Here is a 15779-nt window from a genome sequence, read left to right on the forward strand (position 1 = left end):
CGCCGGCGCCACGGCTTGCGCGGGACAGGCTGGCGCGCAGCATCTCGGTCAGGTCGATCACCTCGGCGCCGCCGCTGTCCTCGGGGTGCGCCATGGCCACCACTTCCTGGCCGGCGATCTTGGCGTCGATGGCGGCCAGGATGCGCTTCTTCTCCTCGTCCTCGTATTCGGCGGGGTCGTAGCTGTCGGCCGAGATCTGGTCGATGAGCTGCAGCGCCAGCTTGAGCTCGGCCTGCGAGGGGGAGCTCTGCTCGATGTCCAGGTCTTCCAGCGAGCGCACTTCGTCCGCATAGAGAAGCTGCTGCAGCACCAGCCCATGCTCCTGCGCACGCACCTGCACCACGTACTGCTTGCCTTTCCAGGCCCAGCGCGCAAGGGCGCAGCGCCCGCTGTCCTGCATGGCGGCCTTGAGCAGGTTGTAGGGCTTGCCGCCGCGCTTGTCGGGCGCCAGGAAGTAGGCCTTGTCGAAATAGATGGGGTCCACCGCCTCGACCGGAATGAAGGAGACGATGTCGATCAGGTGGCTGGCGTTGTTCTCCAGCGCCTTGAGTTCCTCGGGCTGGAAGATGACATAGCGGTCCTTCTCGAACTCGTAGCCCTTGACCATCTCGGCGCGCGGCACCACTTCGCCGGTCTTCTCGGAGATGTACTGCTGCTTGACGCGCGAGCCGTCCTTGGCCAGCAGGTTGAAGTGGATGGTCGCCGAGCTTTCGGTGGCCGAGTAAAGGCGCACCGGGATCGAGACCAGGCCGAATCCGAGCGAAAGCGACGCAATGGAGCGTGCAGCCATGTGTGACCTCCAAGCCGCGAGGGGCAGGAGAGCCACTTTAGTTTTCTTTGCCCGTCGGAGGCAACTGCCGCGTTGCGGCCCGCCCACGCCCCCGGGCTTGTTCAGAGCTTGTGGGTGGACAGCAGGATGCTGGTTTCCGTGCTGGCGATCCCCTCGATCGCGCGGATGGCGTTGAGCAGCGTGTCGAAGGCCTCGAGCGTGTCGGCCCGCAGCTCGGCCAGCAGGTCCCAGCGGCCGTTGGTGGTGTGCAGGGCCACCACCTGGGGGTGGCCGCGCAGCAGGCGCAGCACCTGTTCGCCGTGGTGGCCGTCGATGGCGATGCTCATCATGGCGCGGATGCCGTGCTGCTCGCCTTCGGGACGCAGGCGCACGGTGTAGCCGACGATGGTGCCTTCGCGCTCCAGCCGGGCGATGCGGTTCTGCACCGTGGCACGGGCCACGCGCAGCTTGCGCGCCAGTTCCACCACCGACAGGCGCGCGTTGTCGCGAAGCAACGAGATGAGCTGGCGATCGGTGTCGTCCATTTGCTTAATTGCCAAGCTGGGCCGGCAATCTGCCAAGTCCAGCAGCAAAGTTGCCAAGTTGCAGGCTTCATTCTGGCAGCCCCATGGCCAAGAATCCCAATCTACGGACGCCACCAGGGAGAAGCCATGACCCAGCTCGCCGACCTGCCCACCCTCTCGCGCTTGATACGCAAAGTCGGTCTCGAACGCTTCATCGAAGGCCTGGCCAACACAATCCGGGAAGACTTCCTGCGCTGGCCGCAGTTCCAGAAACAGCCTCGCATCGTCGACCATTCACCAGGCGGCGTGATCGAGCTGATGCCCACGTCCGACGGCCAGCGCTATGCCTTCAAGTACGTCAACGGCCATCCCGGCAACCCGGCGCGCGGGCTTTCCACTGTGGTGGCGTTCGGCGTGCTGGCCGATGTGGAGACGGGCTATCCGCTGCTGCTGTCGGAGATGACGCTGGCCACCGCACTGCGCACCGCCGCGGTCTCGCTGCTGGCCGCGAAGGCGCTGGCCCGTCCGGGCGCGCGCCGGATGGCGCTCATCGGCAACGGCGCGCAGGCCGAATTCCAGGCGCTGGCCTTCCATTGGCACCTGGGCATCGACGAGATCAGGCTGTACGACATCGACCCGCACGCCACCCGCCGCCTGATGCGCAACCTGGCGCCCTACCCGGCCCTGCGCCTGCTGCCTTGCGAGTCGACGGCCCAGGCCGTGCGCGGCGCGGACATCGTGACCACCATCACCGCCGACAAGCGCCGCGCCACCATCCTCACGCCGGAGATGATCGAGCCCGGCATGCACCTGAACGCCGTGGGCGGGGACTGCCCGGGCAAGACCGAGCTGCATGCGGACATCCTGCGCGAGGCACGGGTGGTGGTGGAGTACGAGCCGCAGTCCCGCATCGAAGGCGAGATCCAGCAGATGGCCGGGGACTTTCCGGTGACGGAACTGTGGCGCGTGCTGGCCGATGCGGCGCCCGGACGCGAGCATGCCCAGAAGCTGACCGTGTTCGACTCCGTCGGCTTCGCGCTGGAGGACTTCTCCACCTTGCGCTACCTGCACCAGCAGCTGCAGCGCCACGGCCTGGGGCGTGAGCTGGAACTCGTGCCGAGCCTGGCGGACCCGAAGGACCTGTTCTCGCTGACGCACGCTGGGCAGCCCGAATCGCCGACGCCGGCCTACACTGGCGCGACGCATGACGACGCCCCGGCAGCATCAGCACACAGCACCGGCCTCGACCCGGGCGCAGCCCCTGGTCACCGTGATCACCGCGCACGGCGGCAACCCGCTGCTCGCGCGCTGTGTTGAATCGGTCGCCGCGCAAAGCCACGGCAACATCCAGCACCTGGTGGTGGCCGACGGGCCGCAGCACTGGGAACAGGCGCGCGCCGCCATCGCGCAGCATGCGGGCCGCGGACACATCGACCTGATCCAGCTGCCCTACCCCACCGGCCGGGACGGCTGGAACGGCCATCGCATCTACGGCGCCGCCACCTTCCTTGCCAAGGGCGAGTACCTGGCCTTCCTGGACGACGACAACGCGCTGGCGCCCACGCACATCGCCGACTGCCTTGCCGTCTGCAGCCAAGGCCGGCCATGGAGCTATTCGCTGCGCAACATCGTGGACCGCGAGCATCGCTTCATCTGCCGCGACGACTGCGAAAGCCTGGGGCGCTGGCCCAGCGTGCTGGGCGAGCAGGACTACCTGGTCGACGTCAACTGCTACTTCCTGCCCCGCCTGCTGGCGGTGCAGGTGGCGCCGCTGTGGTTCAACCGCATGCGCGATCCCGGCGTGCCGGGCGTCGACCGGCTCATCTGCCACGCCCTGCGCCAGATCGCGCCGGACTTCGACTGCACCTACCGCTACACGGTCGACTACCTGGCGGGCAACACGGAACACTCGGTCACGGCCGACTTCTTCCTGCGCGGCAATGCGCAGATGCTGCAGCGCCACGGCGGCAGGCTGCCGTGGGTGCAGGATCAGGCGAACTGAGCGAGCGTCAGGCCGCGGGGCAGTTCGCCGCCTGGTTCGCAGCCAGCGCGCCAACGTTGCGCGCAATCTCGTCGGCCAACCGGCCCGTGATGCGCTGCGCACCCACCGCCACGCCGTCCACCCCGCCGCTGACCGCTTCGCTCAAACGCATCTGGCAGGTGAGCAGCGCGTCGCCGTCGCCGCGCCGGATGCTCCAGCCGAAGGCCGAATCCACCCGCGTGCCCGGCTGGGCATCGAAATCGCGCAACTGCACCGCGATGCGGTAGACCGGAATGCCGCGCGGGCGGCCCGCCTTGGTGGCATCGAATGCCGACAGGCGCCCCGCAATGCCCGCGGCCAGCGCATCGCGCAGCTCGTACTCGAAGGACGAGGACCAGCGCGACTGCTCCAGCACGTCCACCTCGGCTTCGGAGGCGTCGCGCAGCGGCAGCATGCCGCCGCTGCGCCGCACCACCAGCTGCGGGCGCGCCAGGCGCTCGGGCAAGGCGACCGGCGCCATCTCGATGGCCAGGGCCGCCGTGTCGGCCGTGCTGCGCTGGGCCGCGGCGGGCGGCGTGCTTTCGGCCAGGGTGTAGTAGCGCGTTGGCGTGCCGCCGCACGCCGCCAGCAGGCCGAGGACGGCGGCAGGCGCGAGCAGGCGCAGCGAGGAGGACTTCTTCTTCAAGGTCTTCGGGGTCATTTCTTCGTGTCCTCCGGCTTGCCGCGCAGCAGCGACTCGGGGTGCCGTTCGAGGTAGTCGGTCAGCACGCGCAGCGACGCGGCGGCGCGGGTCAGCTCCTGCAGGGTCTGACGCATGTCCTGCTGCAGGGGCGAATCGCTGGCGATGGTGCGCTCGGCCGTGTCCAGCGTCTTGCGCACATCCTTCATGGCGGCGGTGATTTCCGGCGACACGTCGTTGTTCAGGCCGCGCGTGAGCTGCTCGACGCTCTTGAGCGTCTTGTCCATCGAGGCGAGCACGGTGCGCGCGTCCTTGCCAATCTGCTCGAAAGGCACCTGGTTGATCTTGGTCACCAGCTCCAGCACCTGCGCCTGCAGGTCGTCCAGGCTGTTGGGGACGGTGGGCAGCTCCAGCGGATTCTTGTCGGCATCCACCTTGGCCGGCGCCGCATGCGGGAAGAAGTCCAGCGCCACGTACACCTGCCCGGTCAGCAGGTTGCCGGTGCGCAGCTGCGCGCGCAGGCCCTTGCCCACCAGCCAGCGGATGCGCTGCTCGGGCGTCCAGCGGCTGTCCTCGGCCTTCTCGCGCGAGCGCCGGCGCAGGCGGTCGGGGTAGACCTCGACCATCACCGGCATGCGGAACTGCCGCTGGTCGCCGTCGAATTCCACGCCGATGGACTTGACCTCGCCGATGACGATGCCGCGGAAGTCCACCGGGGCGCCCACCGTGAGGCCGCGCAGCGACTGGTTGAAGTACAGCAGCATGCTGCGCGATTCGCCGTCGGGCTCGCGCATGGCATTGCTTTCGTCCTCGGCCAGGGCGAAGGCGGTGTTCTCGGTGGCCGTGGGGCCCATTTCGTCGTCCGGCGCCTGGAAGGCGATGCCGCCCAGCACGATGGTCGCCAGCGACTGGGTGCGCACCGCCACGCCGGCGGCGCTGAGCTGCACGTCGATGCCGCTGGCATGCCAGAAGCGCGTGTTGACGCCCACGAACTTGTCGTACGGCGCATTGACGAACACCCGCAGCGTGACGCCGCGGCCGTCGCCGTCGAGCTGGTAGGAAGCCACCTGCCCCACCTTGATGCGGCGGTAGTACACCGGCGAGCCGATGTCGAGCGAGCCCACGTCCTTGGCGCGCAGCACGAACTGCCGGCCGTTGGCACCGCGCGTGATGATCGGCGGCTGCTCCAGCCCCTTGAACTCGCTTTGCGTCTCCTCGGATTCACCGGCATCCGCACCGATGTAGGCGCCGGACAGCAGCGTCCCCAGGCCGGAAATGCCGGAGGTATCGAAGCGCGGGCGCACCACCCAGTAGCGGGTGTCGACCGCGGTGAAGCCCTCGGCTTCTTTCTTGAGCTGCACCTTGACCTGCACGTGCGAGCGGTCGCGCGCCAGGCGGATGGATTCCACCACGCCGATCTGCACGTCCTTGTAGCGCACCGCCGTCTTGCCCGCCTCCAGGCCTTCAGCGGTGACGAAGTTGATGTAGATCTCGGGCCCGCGCTCGCGCAGGATCTTGGCCACCAGCCACAGGCCGACCAGGGCGGCCACGATGGGAATCAGCCAGATGAGCGAAGGCAGCCAGTTGCGGCGCCGGGTCACCGCCGGCTTGGGCAGGGGTGCGGCAGCGGGCGAACCTTGTGGCGTTCCGGGGGCGTCTGGCGGCGGTGTCTCTGCACTCATGCGATCTGTCCGTTCCTCTTCGTCGTGTCGCGTTGTTGGGCGGGGGTATTGTCTTCCACGGGGGCGTCGTCCCAGGTCAGGCGCGGGTCGAAGCTCAGCGACGCCAGCATGGTCAGCACCACCACGCCGGCAAAGGCGGCGATGCCCAGGCCGGCGGAAATCTCGGCAAAGCCCTGGATGTGGACCAGGCCCGACAGCAGGCACACCACGAACACGTCCAGCATCGACCAGCGGCCGATGAACTCGACGATGCGGTAGAGCGTGGCCCGCTCCTGGCGGCGCCAGTCGGTGCGGCGGCCGGCCGACCAGGCCATGATGGCCAGGGCCGCCAGCTTGAACAGCGGCACCAGGAAGCTGGCGATGAAGATGATGGCCGCCAGCCCCCAGGCGCCCGACACCCAGAAATAGATGATGCCGCTCATGATGGTGTCGTACTGCGAGCCGAAGATGGTGCGGGTGATCATCACCGGCAGCAGGTTGGCGGGCAGGTACAGGATGGCCGCGGCGATCACCAGCGCCCAGGTGCGGTTCAGGCTGTCGGGCTTGCGCCGGTGCAGCCGGGTGCCGCAGCGCGCACAGGGCTCGTGCACCTGGGCGCCGCGCCACACGGTGCCGCAATGGTGGCAGGCCAGCAGGCCGCGGCCGGCCGCTGTTTCCACGTGCGGGTCGGCCGGATTCATCGGGGCACGCCCTCCTCGCGCGGGAACACGATGCGCCAGAACGCCTTGGGCTCGAAGGCCAGAACCGCCGTCAGCAGCACCGTCAGGCCCATGAAGGCCCACAGCGCCGCCCCCGGCAGCACCCGCGCCATGCCCGAGAGCTTGACAATGGCCACCAGCACGCCCAGCAAAAAGACTTCGATCATTCCCCAGGGCCGCAGCACCTGCATGGCCCGCACCAGGATGCTGAAGCCCGCCGGCCGCAACCCGCGCAGCGTGATGGGCACCAGCAGGTACAGGAGGATGCACAGCTGGGACAGCGGAAAGAGGATGGTGGTGGCCAGCACCAGCACCGCCACCTCGGGCATGCCGCCGCGGGTGAGCTGCATCACGGCGCCGACCAGCGTGGTCTGGCTGCGCAGGCCCTGCACCTCGATCTCGACGATGGGAAAGAGGTTGGCGATGGCGAAAAGTACGAGGCAGGCGACGGTGAGCGGCAGCATGCGCTCGTGGGCGCGGCCCCAGCCGCGATCGAGCAGCGTGCCGCAGCGCGGGCAGCGCGCCACGTCGCGCGAGCGCAGGTGCGGGCGCTCGTAGAGCGCGTCGCAGCCTTCGCAGGCCATGAGGTTCGGGACTTCCTGCATAGGGCCGAACCCTAACCGATTCTGGCGCGCCTGCGCGGCTCCCGCGCGGGTGGCTTTTTGTAAAGGGCGGGCGCCGCCCTCCCCGGCGCCGCGCCTCAGGCCGAGCGCAATGCGGCGCGCAGCTGCTCGCCGATCTCGGGCCGCTCCAGGAACGGGTCGGCCGGATTGATGCCGGCCACGATGCCTTCCATGCGGCTCTTCACGTTGCCCAGCGCCTTCGGGTGGCTGTAGACGTAGAACTGGTCGGTCTCGATGGCGCGGAACACATTGCCCGCCACCTCGGCCGCCGTCACCTTGCCGCTGCTCACGGCCTTCTCGCTCATCGCCTTGCCGATCAGCTGGCTCTTGGTGAGCTTCTCGGACGCGGCGCCGCCCGGGCGGTTGCGCTCGCTGGCCGCGATGCCGGTGGGCACGAAGTACGGGCACAGCAGGCTGGCGCCGATCTGGTCCGTCACCAGGCGCAGGTCCTGGTACATGGTCTCGGTCAGGCTCACCACCGCCGCCTTGGCGGCGTTGTAGATGCCCATGTTGGGCGGCGTGAGCAGGCCGGCCATGCTGGCGGTGTTGGTGACATGGCCGCGCCAGGCCGGGTCCTTGGCGGCGGCCTCGAGCATCATCGGCACGAACAGGCGAACGCCGTGCACCACGCCCATCAGGTCCACGCCCAGCACCCAGTTCCAGTCGGCCACGGTGTTTTCCCACACCAGGCCGCCCGAGCCCACGCCGGCGTTGTTGAACACGAAATGCGGCGCACCGAAGCGCTCCTTCACCGCGGCGGCCAGCGCCTCCATCTGCCCGGCGTCGGACACGTCGACCTTGCGCGCCAGCACCTGGGCGCCGGCCTTCTCCATTTCGGCGCGGGCGGCGTCCAGCGCATCCTGCTGCACGTCGACCAGCACCAGGTTCATGCCGCGTGCGGCGCCGATGCGCGCGCACTCCAGGCCGAAGCCGGAGCCTGCGCCGGTCAGGACTGCCGTCTTGCCCTTGAAATCCGAAATCATGCGGGTGTCTCCACTTTTCTCAATACATAGCCGATGCGCGGGAAATGCACGTGCACCGTTCCGGCGCGCTCGTCCTGGCGGCGCAGGCTGAAATGGGTCCGGGTGGCGGCGATGAGCTCGCCCTCGGTCGGCTCGGGCCCGAAGCTCTCGCCAGCCACGGTGACGCGACTGCCCAGCGGGATGCCGTGGTCGTCCTGGAAGGTGCTGTCGACCAGCAGGCTGCGGGGCGTCGAAGCCGCAGCCACCTGGATGGCGCTGGCCGAGTCGAACTTCTCCATCTCGCCGTGGCCGAAGGCGGCCATGCGCTCCATCCACTCCAGCACGGCCGGCGTATGGGTCAGGATGTCCGCCAGCGACGGCGTGCGCACGCGGGTGAACCACAGCGGGTGGTAGAGCGAGAAGTCGGCCACCGTGGGCGCATCGCCCATCACGAAGGGCTGGCCTTCGAGCATGTCGGAGATGCGGCGCAGGTACGACTTGTAGGCGGCGATGGCGTCCAGCGGCCGCAGGCGCGTCATGTTCACGCTCATGGCCTTGCGGTCATCGGCAAAGGCCTTGCCCAGCTCCGCCGGCGCGCCCGCGAACAGCTCGGCCGCGCCCTTGGGCTGGAAGTTGTAGGCCATGGCGGTCCAGAACAGCGTGCTGTCGGCCCACTGCGCCACGGTGCGTGCCAGGCCCTTGCCTTGGGCGGGGTAGATGGCAGGCGCCGGCGCCAGGTGTTCGAGCACGTCGCAGAAGAGCGCCGTGTCGCAGTAGATGTCGGCGCCGATCTGCAGGATGGGCGTCTTGCGGTAGCCGCCGGTGAGCGCCACCACATCGGGCTTGGGCTGGATCTGCGGAATGATCACCGACTTCCAGGCCAGCTTCTTGTAGCCCAGCAGCAGCCGGGCCTTTTCGGCGAAGGGCGAGGTCGGGTAGTGATGGAGGATCAGGTCGGCCACGTTGTCTCCTTCCTTCCTGGGCACCGTGCCCGGGTCTAGATCAGCTTGACCAGCTGCTTGCCGAAGTTCCTGCCCTTGAGCAGGCCCAGGAAGGCCTCGGGTGCCGACTCGATGCCCTGCGCGATGGACTCGCGCGGGCGCAGCTTGCCGGTGGCCACCAGGGTGCCCAGTTCTTTCAGCGCCTCGGGCCAGACTTCCATGTGCTCGCTCACGATGAAGCCTTCGATCTTGATCCGGTTGATGAGGATCAGTGCCGGGTTCGCCATGGGCAGCGGCTGGCCGTCGTAGCCGGCGATCATGCCGCACAGGGCGATGCGGGCAAAGGCGTTGGCGCGCAGCAGCACGGCATCGAGGATGTAGCCGCCGACGTTCTCGAAGTAGCCGTCGATGCCGCTCGGGCAGGCTTCCTTCAGCGCCTGGCTCATGCTCTTGGCGTCAGGGTGCTGGCGATAGTCGATGCAGGCGTCGAAGCCCAGTTCTTCCACCGCGTACTTGCACTTGTCCGGCCCGCCGGCAATGCCCACCACGCGGCAGCCGCGCGCCTTGGCCAGCGCACCGAAGGCGCTGCCCACCGCGCCGGTGGCGGCGGAGATGACCAGCGTCTCGCCCGCCTTGGGCGCGATGATCTTCACCAGGCCGTACCAGGCCGTGACGCCGGGCATGCCCACCGCGCCCAGGTAGTGCGACAGCGGGACATGGGTGGTGTCCACCTTGCGCAGCACGCCGGGCTGCGAGGCGTCGACCACGCTGTATTCCTGCCAGCCGCCGAAGCCCACCACCTTGTCGCCCACGGCGAACTTGGGGTTCCGGCTTTCGACAATCTCGCCCACGGTGCCGCCCTGCATCACCTGGCCCAGCGGCTGGGGCTGTGCGTAGCTCTTGGAATCGTTCATGCGCCCGCGCATGTACGGGTCCAGGCTCAGGTAGTGATGGCGCACCAGCACCTCGTTGTCCTTCAGTTCGGGCGTCTGGCTGGTGACCAGCTTGAAGTTGCTGGCGACGGCTTCGCCGTCGGGGCGGTTGTCCAGCAGTTGCTGCTTGTTCGTGGGCATGGTTGTCTCCGTGGGGATCAGTCTGTTGACGGGGGGCGCTGCTCGTTGGCGCTCGACGCGCTGGTGGGCAGGCGCCGCTTGACGTACTTGAAGGTGCCGGTGGCATGCGCGCAGGCATTGCCCTTCTCATCAAAGATGGTTGCCTCGGTGAAGGCCAGCGTGGCGGTGCGGTGCATCAGCCGGCCCTTGGCCACCAGCGGGCCGACCGACGGGTGCATGAAGCTGGTCTTCATCTCGATGGTGACCACGCCGATCTCGGGCGCCACGCTGCGCGCCGCGGCAGCCATGGTCACATCCAGCAGCGTCATGCAGGCGCCGCCGTGGGTCACGTCGAAGGTGTTCAGGTGCTCCGGCTTGGCCGTGTAGCGCAGCTCCGACTCGCCGCCCTCGAAGCGCGTGATGTCGAAGCCGAGGTGCCGGGCAAAGGGAATTCGGCTGGTGAAGGCCTTCAGGCCTGCTTGGTCGTCTGTGGTCATCCGTGCCTGCCGCCCGTCAAGCGCCCAGCACCACGCTCACGCCGCCGTCCACCGCCATCCACTGGCCGGTGATGTGCTTGCCGGCGTCGCTGGCGTACAGCAGCGTGATGCCCTTGAGGTCTTCGTCGTCACCGAGGCGGCCCAGGGGCGCATGGCTGGCCATCTTCTCCTCGCCGATGGACTTGATGAGGCCCGCCGCCATCTTGGTCATGAAGAAGCCCGGGCAGATGGCGTTCACGTTGATGCCGTAGCGGCCCCATTCGGCCGCCAGCGTGTGGGTGAAGCCGATGACCGCGCTCTTGGAGGTGTTGTAGGCCAGGGTCTTCATTTCCGGCGGGTTGCCGTTCAGGCCCGCGATGGAGGCGATGTTGATGATGCGGCCCGACTTCTTCGGAATCATGTACTTGGTGGCCACCTGCTGCGACAGGATGAAGTAGCCGCGCACGTTGAGGTTCATCACCTTGTCCCAGGCCTCGACCGGATGGCTTTCGGCCGGGGCGCCCCAGCTGGCGCCGGCGTTGTTGACCAGGATGTCGATGGCGCCCATGCGCTCGAGCGTCTCGTCGGCCAGGCGGCGGGTGTCTTCTTCCTTGGCGCAGTCTGCGGCAATCCAGCGCGCGTCGATGCCGCTGTCCTGCAGCTCGGCCGCGGCCTGCTCCAGGTCTTCGGCCTTGCGCGAGCTGAGCATGATCCTGGCGCCCGCCTCGCCCAGCGCATGGGCCATCTGCAGGCCCAGGCCGCGCGAGCCGCCGGTGATGAGCGCGGTCTTGCCGTGCAGGTCGAACAGTTGCGAAACGGTGCGGGTGGTCATGATGCTTCGGGTCTTTCGGTTCGGTTCAGGGTTCGTCGGTTCTTGAAGAGGGTCAGGGCTTGGCCTTGCCCAGCCGCGAGCGCACGTAGATCAGGACCACGCCCACGGCAGCCACGACTGCGCCGGGCACGGCCAGCGACCAGCCCACGGCGGCGCTTTCGCGGCCCGTGGCCAGGCCGAGCACGAGCAGCAGCAGGCCGCCGTAGATCAGCGTCCAGATCCAGGCTTCGAGCCTGGCGTAGGGCTTGGCGGCCTTGGCTTCTTCGGCGGCCATCAGAAGGCCTCCTCGGGCAGCTCGACGCAGGTCGGGTCGCGGCTCTCTACCACATTGAGCCAGGCGCCGATCTTGGGCAGCTCGTAGTTGAAGAAATAGTCGGTGGCGCCCACGCGGCCTGCGGTGGCCGGCTGCGCGGCATCGGCATCGAGGGCCAGCGCGCGCTGCGCCACGTCCAGCCACAGCCAGGCCAGCACCACATGGCCGAAGGCCTGCATGTAGGGCACGGCATTGGTCAGCGCATCGCGCGGATTGCCGGTGGACCAGGCCTCGCGCGTGGCCTGCGCCACCCGCTCCAGTGCGGCGCCCAGGGCTTCCGCATGGGCGGCCAGGCGGGGCGTGCCCGCGGCCTTGCCGATGGTCTCCTGGATGCGCGCGGCCAGCAGCTGCAGCCCGCGGCCGTTTTCCATCAGCACCTTGCGGCCCAGCAGGTCGGCCGCCTGGATGCCGTGCGTGCCTTCGTGGATCATGTTCAGGCGGTTGTCGCGCCAGTATTGCTCCACCGGAAAGTCGCGCGTGTAGCCGTAGCCGCCGTGCACCTGGATGGCCAGCGAATTGGCTTCCAGGCACCACTCGCTGGGCCAGCTCTTGGCGATGGGCGTGAGCACCTCGAGCAGGATGCGCGCGTCGTCGGCCGACTTGTCGTCGCCGGTCTTGTGCTCGTCGACCAGGCGGGCGCAGTACAGCTCCAGCGCCAGCGCGCCTTCGGCATAGGACTTCTGCGCGAGCAGCATGCGGCGCACGTCGGCGTGCTCGATGATGCGCACCTGCGGCTTGGCCGCGTCCTTGCCCTCGGGACCGACCGGGCGGCCCTGCGGGCGGTTCTTGGCGTATTCGAGCGAAGCGTGGTAGCCCGCCATGCCCAGCATGGTGGCGGCCGTGCCCACGCCGATGCGCGCCTCGTTCATCATGTGGAACATGCAGGCCAGGCCCTTGCCGGGCGAGCCCACCAGGTAGCCCACCGCGCCGGCCTTGCCGCCCACCGGGTACTTGCCTTCGCCGAAGTTCAGCAGCGTGTTGGTGGTGCCGCGCCAGCCCAGCTTGTGGTTCAGGCCCGCCAGGGCGACGTCGTTGCGCTCGCCGGTCAGCTTGCCTTCGGTGTCGACCATGCGCTTGGGCACGATGAACAGCGAGATGCCGCGCGTGCCGGGAATGAGCTTGCCGTTTTCATCCGGGATCTTGGCCAGCACGATGTGCACGATGTTCTCGGTCAGCTCGTGGTCGCCGGCCGAGATCCACATCTTGTTGCCCGTGAGGCGGTAGCGCGGGCCCAGCGGGTCGTCCTGGAAATCGGCGCCGTCGGGCACCGCGCGGGTGGCCACGTCGCTCAGGCTGGAGCCGGCCTGCGGCTCCGACAGGCACATGGTGCCGGCCCAGCGCCCGGAGAACTCGTTGAGCGCAAACACCTTCTTCTGCATCTCGGTGCCATGCACCATGAGCAGGTTGGCATTGCCGCTGGTGAGCATGTTCGAGCCGATGCTCACCGAGGCCATGGCGAAGAAGCTGTTGGCCGCCGCCTGCACCGTATAGGGCAGCTGCATGCCGCCGATGTCGTAGTCCTGGGCGGCGGACATCATCCCCGATTCGACGAAGGCCTTGTGGGCGTCGTGCGTGGCCTGGGGAAGGATGACCTTCTCGCCGTCGAAGCGCGGCTCTTCGGTGTCGACCGTGCGGTTGGCGGGGGCGTATTTCTCGCGGGCGATGCGCTCGCAGGTGTCGAGCACCGCGTCGAAGGTTTCGCGGGAGTGGTCGGCAAAGCGCTCGCGCGAACTGAGCGCGGGCGCGTCGAGCCAGTCGTAGAGCAGGAAGTCGAGGGTGTTGCGCAGGGTCATGTGCGGTCGCGGCGAAAGGGTTGCCAGATCGAGGCTGCGAGCGCCGGTTTCGGCTCGCAGCGAATCCGGATCAATGTAATCCAATCGGCGTGGACGGAGTGACTCCTGCATGACACACAGGGGCTCATCCGCGGGCCAAGGTGGCCCGGCTGCGCCAGAATCCGGGGCTTGCCTCCATCCTCACACCGATGAACATTGCAGACTCCTTCGCGGACGTGTCCCGCTTCGTCGCCATCCGCCGCGACATCCATGCCCATCCCGAACTCGGCTTCGAAGAACACCGGACGTCCGAGATGGTGGCCCGGCTGCTGCAGGAATGGGGCATCGAGGTGCACCGCGGCATTGCCGGCACCGGCCTGGTCGGGGTGCTGCGCCGGGGCACGGGCACGCGCACCATCGGCCTGCGGGCGGACATGGATGCGCTGCCGCTGCACGAGGCCAACGAATTCGCACACAAGTCCACCCACGCCGGCCGCATGCACGCCTGCGGCCACGACGGCCACACCACCATGCTGCTGGCGGCCGCGTGGCACCTGTCGCAAAAGGGCAGCCAGTTCAACGGCACCGTCCATTTCATCTTCCAGCCGGCCGAGGAGATGGGCAAAGCCGGCGCCAAGAAGATGATCCAGGACGGCCTGTTCGAGCGCTTTCCCTGCGATGCCGTGTTTGCCCTGCACAACTTCCCGGTCGGCGAGGTCGGGCGCTTTGCGCTCAACGAAGGTGCTCTCATGGCGTCGAGCAATACCTACCGGATCACCTTGCGTGGTCGCGGCACGCACGCCTCGATGCCGCACACGGGCATCGACCCCGTGGCGGCCGTGGTCAACCTCGCCCAGCAGTTGCAGACGCTGGTGGCCCGGACCATTCCGAACACGGAGCGCGCCCTGCTCGCCGTCACGCAGTTGCAAGGCTCGGACGCGCCCAACGTGATTCCCGATTCCGCCACGCTGGGCGGCACCGTGCGCACCTTCTCGATCGATGCGCTGGACAAGATCGAGGCCCGGCTGCGCACCATCGCCCATGGCGTGGCGGCCGCGCACGAGTGCACCGCCGAGATCAGCTTCACCCGCGCTTCGCCGCCCGTGGTCAACCACGCGGCAGAGGCCCGCTTTGCCGCCGAAGTCATGCGCGAGGTGGTGGGCGAGGACATGGTGACGGATGATTTTCCGGCCGTGATGAGTGCGGAAGACTTCGCCCACATGCTGCAGGTGCGCCCCGGCTGCTACGCCTTCCTCGGCAACGGCGACGGCGACCATCGGCTCGACGGCCATGGGCCCGGCCCGTGCATCATCCACAACACGTCGTTCGACTTCAACGACGAGATCATCCCGATCGGCGCCAGCTACTTCGTGAGGCTGGTGGAGCGCTGGCTGCCGGTGGGCCGCGGCAACTGACGGCTCTTCTCTTTCCAAGACCACAGGAACACAAAGATGACGCTTCGCTACACACGCCGCTCCGTCCTGGCCGCATCGGCTGGCGCGCTCGCCGCCAGCGCCCTGCCCCATGCCGCATTCGCCCAGCAGCGGGTCATCCACCTCGTCGTGCCCTACGGCACGGGCGCGGTGCAGGACACGGTGGCCCGGGCCTTCAACAACGAACTGGGGACTGCGCTGGGCGCGGCTGTTCTGGTGGAAAACCGCGCAGGCGCCGGCGGCACCGTGGGTGCCGCGCAAGTGGCCAAGGCACCGCCGGACGGCAACACGCTGGTGCTCGCCGCGGCCAGCCACCACATCGCGGGCTTTCTCTACAGCAAGCTGCCCTACGACCCGCTGAAGGATTTCGTGGGCGTGGCCAACCTCGGCAACACCGGCTACGTGCTGGCAGTGGCCAGCGGTCTGAACGTGGCCAGCACGGCCGACTTCATCAAGGAGGTCAAGGCCAATCCGGGCAAGTACAACTACGCCTCGGCCGGCAACGGCAGCGCCACCCACCTGGCCATGGCTTCATTCCTGTCCAAGGCCGGGCTCACGATGACGCACATTCCGACCAAGTCCACCGGCGAGGCGGTCAACGAAGTGCTGGCCGGACGCGTGCAGGCCGTCATTTCCTCGACCATCGGCGTCGTCGGCTTCCAGGCCGATCCGCGCGTGAAGCTGCTGGCATCCACCGGCCCGCAGCGCAGCCCTTTCCTGCCCGAGTTGCCGACGGTGGGCGAAAGCGGCCTGCCGGGCTACGTCTTCGACTCCTGGTTCGGCCTGCTCGCACCGGCCGCCACACCCAAGGCGGAGATCGACAAGCTCAACGCCGCCACCAACAAGGTGCTGGCCGACCCGGCCATCCAGGAACGCTTCAGGCGCCTGGGCGTGGAACCGCGCACTCAGACGCCCGAGCAGTTCCAGAAGTTGCTGCGCGCGGACTGGGATGCGGCCGGCGCCGTGGTGAAGGCGTCGGGCGCCAAGGTGGATTGAGCGCTGCCGCCCCAAAGCAAAACAGGCCCCGAGGGGCCTGTTCTTT

General features: G+C 68.3%; 17 protein-coding genes. 4 read left to right on the forward strand and 13 right to left on the reverse strand.

The annotated features are described in order from the left end of the window. Together ku and VSO01S_RS05055 are read right to left on the reverse strand one after the other, a co-directional pair. Window positions 1-790: non-homologous end joining protein Ku (gene ku, locus VSO01S_RS05050; RefSeq protein ID WP_068640712.1), on the reverse strand; the 790-nt coding region annotated here is incomplete at its 3' end. Window positions 791-891: 101 nt separating this feature from the next. Next, a complete protein-coding gene (locus VSO01S_RS05055) occupies window positions 892-1314 on the reverse strand; it encodes an Lrp/AsnC family transcriptional regulator (RefSeq protein WP_068640713.1) in 423 nt (140 codons plus the stop codon). A gap of 126 nt (window positions 1315-1440) precedes the next feature. Here VSO01S_RS05055 and ocd point away from each other — a divergent pair, with 126 nt between their 5' ends. Continuing rightward, entirely contained in the window at window positions 1441-2610 is a 1170-nt protein-coding gene (gene ocd, locus VSO01S_RS05060; RefSeq protein WP_084241693.1) for an ornithine cyclodeaminase, read from the forward strand. After that, window positions 2564-3295, forward strand: coding sequence for a glycosyltransferase family A protein (locus VSO01S_RS05065; RefSeq protein WP_068640714.1), 732 nt, complete (start codon window positions 2564-2566; stop codon window positions 3293-3295). The genes ocd and VSO01S_RS05065 overlap by 47 nt, the downstream gene beginning before the upstream one ends. A gap of 7 nt (window positions 3296-3302) precedes the next feature. On the opposite strand, the gene VSO01S_RS05070 is transcribed toward VSO01S_RS05065, so the two are convergent. From VSO01S_RS05070 to VSO01S_RS05120, 11 genes are all read right to left on the reverse strand, one after another. Continuing rightward, window positions 3303-3974: a PqiC family protein gene (locus tag VSO01S_RS05070; protein WP_068640715.1), complete on the reverse strand. Its 672-nt coding sequence runs from the start codon at window positions 3972-3974 to the stop codon at window positions 3303-3305. Next, the gene (locus VSO01S_RS05075) at window positions 3971-5635 is read right to left on the reverse strand and encodes a PqiB family protein (RefSeq protein ID WP_084241695.1); all 1665 of its coding nucleotides are present in this window, start codon (window positions 5633-5635) and stop codon (window positions 3971-3973) included. The genes VSO01S_RS05070 and VSO01S_RS05075 overlap by 4 nt, the downstream gene beginning before the upstream one ends. Then, complete coding sequence (locus tag VSO01S_RS05080) at window positions 5632-6315, reverse strand: paraquat-inducible protein A (RefSeq protein ID WP_068640716.1); 684 nt, start codon at window positions 6313-6315, stop codon at window positions 5632-5634. Before VSO01S_RS05080 ends, VSO01S_RS05075 begins: the two co-directional genes overlap by 4 nt. After that, a complete protein-coding gene (locus tag VSO01S_RS05085; protein WP_068640717.1) occupies window positions 6312-6938 on the reverse strand; it encodes a paraquat-inducible protein A in 627 nt (208 codons plus the stop codon). Before VSO01S_RS05085 ends, VSO01S_RS05080 begins: the two co-directional genes overlap by 4 nt. A 95-nt stretch (window positions 6939-7033) precedes the next feature. Next, window positions 7034-7939, reverse strand: coding sequence for an SDR family oxidoreductase (locus VSO01S_RS05090; protein WP_068640718.1), 906 nt, complete (start codon window positions 7937-7939; stop codon window positions 7034-7036). Beyond that, complete coding sequence (locus VSO01S_RS05095; RefSeq protein ID WP_068640719.1) at window positions 7936-8880, reverse strand: glutathione S-transferase family protein; 945 nt, start codon at window positions 8878-8880, stop codon at window positions 7936-7938. The genes VSO01S_RS05090 and VSO01S_RS05095 overlap by 4 nt, the downstream gene beginning before the upstream one ends. Before the next feature lie 35 nt (window positions 8881-8915). Further along, entirely contained in the window at window positions 8916-9932 is a 1017-nt protein-coding gene (locus VSO01S_RS05100) for an NADP-dependent oxidoreductase (protein ID WP_068640720.1), read from the reverse strand. 17 nt (window positions 9933-9949) lie between these two features. Further along, on the reverse strand, window positions 9950-10408 hold the full coding sequence (locus VSO01S_RS05105; protein ID WP_084241696.1) for a PaaI family thioesterase: 459 nt from the start codon (window positions 10406-10408) through the stop codon (window positions 9950-9952). A gap of 16 nt (window positions 10409-10424) precedes the next feature. After that, complete coding sequence (locus tag VSO01S_RS05110; protein WP_068640721.1) at window positions 10425-11219, reverse strand: SDR family oxidoreductase; 795 nt, start codon at window positions 11217-11219, stop codon at window positions 10425-10427. A gap of 52 nt (window positions 11220-11271) precedes the next feature. After that, window positions 11272-11493 carry a hypothetical protein gene (locus VSO01S_RS05115; protein ID WP_068640722.1) on the reverse strand — a complete coding sequence of 74 codons (222 nt, stop codon included), beginning with the start codon at window positions 11491-11493 and terminating at the stop codon, window positions 11272-11274. Continuing rightward, the gene (locus VSO01S_RS05120) at window positions 11493-13325 is read right to left on the reverse strand and encodes an acyl-CoA dehydrogenase (protein ID WP_068640723.1); all 1833 of its coding nucleotides are present in this window, start codon (window positions 13323-13325) and stop codon (window positions 11493-11495) included. The genes VSO01S_RS05115 and VSO01S_RS05120 overlap by 1 nt, the downstream gene beginning before the upstream one ends. A 188-nt stretch (window positions 13326-13513) precedes the next feature. Here VSO01S_RS05120 and VSO01S_RS05125 point away from each other — a divergent pair, with 188 nt between their 5' ends. Together VSO01S_RS05125 and VSO01S_RS05130 are read left to right on the forward strand one after the other, a co-directional pair. Beyond that, window positions 13514-14719: a M20 aminoacylase family protein gene (locus tag VSO01S_RS05125; protein ID WP_068640724.1), complete on the forward strand. Its 1206-nt coding sequence runs from the start codon at window positions 13514-13516 to the stop codon at window positions 14717-14719. A 36-nt stretch (window positions 14720-14755) separates the two neighbouring features. Then, window positions 14756-15733 carry a tripartite tricarboxylate transporter substrate-binding protein gene (locus VSO01S_RS05130; protein ID WP_068640725.1) on the forward strand — a complete coding sequence of 326 codons (978 nt, stop codon included), beginning with the start codon at window positions 14756-14758 and terminating at the stop codon, window positions 15731-15733. Window positions 15734-15779 lie beyond the last annotated feature (46 nt).

Origin of the sequence: Variovorax soli NBRC 106424 (genome assembly GCF_001591385.1) — a bacterium.
Taxonomy (GTDB): domain Bacteria; phylum Pseudomonadota; class Gammaproteobacteria; order Burkholderiales; family Burkholderiaceae_C; genus Variovorax; species Variovorax soli.

What these genes read in the sequence shown, in the direction of transcription:
- VSO01S_RS05055 (WP_068640713.1), bottom strand. Translation starts at nt 1,314, where the DNA reads ATGGACGACACCGATCGCCAGCTCATCTCGTTGCTTCGCGACAACGCG.
- ocd (WP_084241693.1), top strand. Translation starts at nt 1,441, where the DNA reads ATGACCCAGCTCGCCGACCTGCCCACCCTCTCGCGCTTGATACGCAAA.
- VSO01S_RS05070 (WP_068640715.1), bottom strand. Translation starts at nt 3,974, where the DNA reads ATGACCCCGAAGACCTTGAAGAAGAAGTCCTCCTCGCTGCGCCTGCTC.
- VSO01S_RS05075 (WP_084241695.1), bottom strand. Translation starts at nt 5,635, where the DNA reads ATGAGTGCAGAGACACCGCCGCCAGACGCCCCCGGAACGCCACAAGGT.
- VSO01S_RS05080 (WP_068640716.1), bottom strand. Translation starts at nt 6,315, where the DNA reads ATGAATCCGGCCGACCCGCACGTGGAAACAGCGGCCGGCCGCGGCCTG.
- VSO01S_RS05085 (WP_068640717.1), bottom strand. Translation starts at nt 6,938, where the DNA reads ATGCAGGAAGTCCCGAACCTCATGGCCTGCGAAGGCTGCGACGCGCTC.
- VSO01S_RS05090 (WP_068640718.1), bottom strand. Translation starts at nt 7,939, where the DNA reads ATGATTTCGGATTTCAAGGGCAAGACGGCAGTCCTGACCGGCGCAGGC.
- VSO01S_RS05100 (WP_068640720.1), bottom strand. Translation starts at nt 9,932, where the DNA reads ATGCCCACGAACAAGCAGCAACTGCTGGACAACCGCCCCGACGGCGAA.
- VSO01S_RS05105 (WP_084241696.1), bottom strand. Translation starts at nt 10,408, where the DNA reads ATGACCACAGACGACCAAGCAGGCCTGAAGGCCTTCACCAGCCGAATT.
- VSO01S_RS05110 (WP_068640721.1), bottom strand. Translation starts at nt 11,219, where the DNA reads ATGACCACCCGCACCGTTTCGCAACTGTTCGACCTGCACGGCAAGACC.
- VSO01S_RS05115 (WP_068640722.1), bottom strand. Translation starts at nt 11,493, where the DNA reads ATGGCCGCCGAAGAAGCCAAGGCCGCCAAGCCCTACGCCAGGCTCGAA.
- VSO01S_RS05120 (WP_068640723.1), bottom strand. Translation starts at nt 13,325, where the DNA reads ATGACCCTGCGCAACACCCTCGACTTCCTGCTCTACGACTGGCTCGAC.
- VSO01S_RS05125 (WP_068640724.1), top strand. Translation starts at nt 13,514, where the DNA reads ATGAACATTGCAGACTCCTTCGCGGACGTGTCCCGCTTCGTCGCCATC.
- VSO01S_RS05130 (WP_068640725.1), top strand. Translation starts at nt 14,756, where the DNA reads ATGACGCTTCGCTACACACGCCGCTCCGTCCTGGCCGCATCGGCTGGC.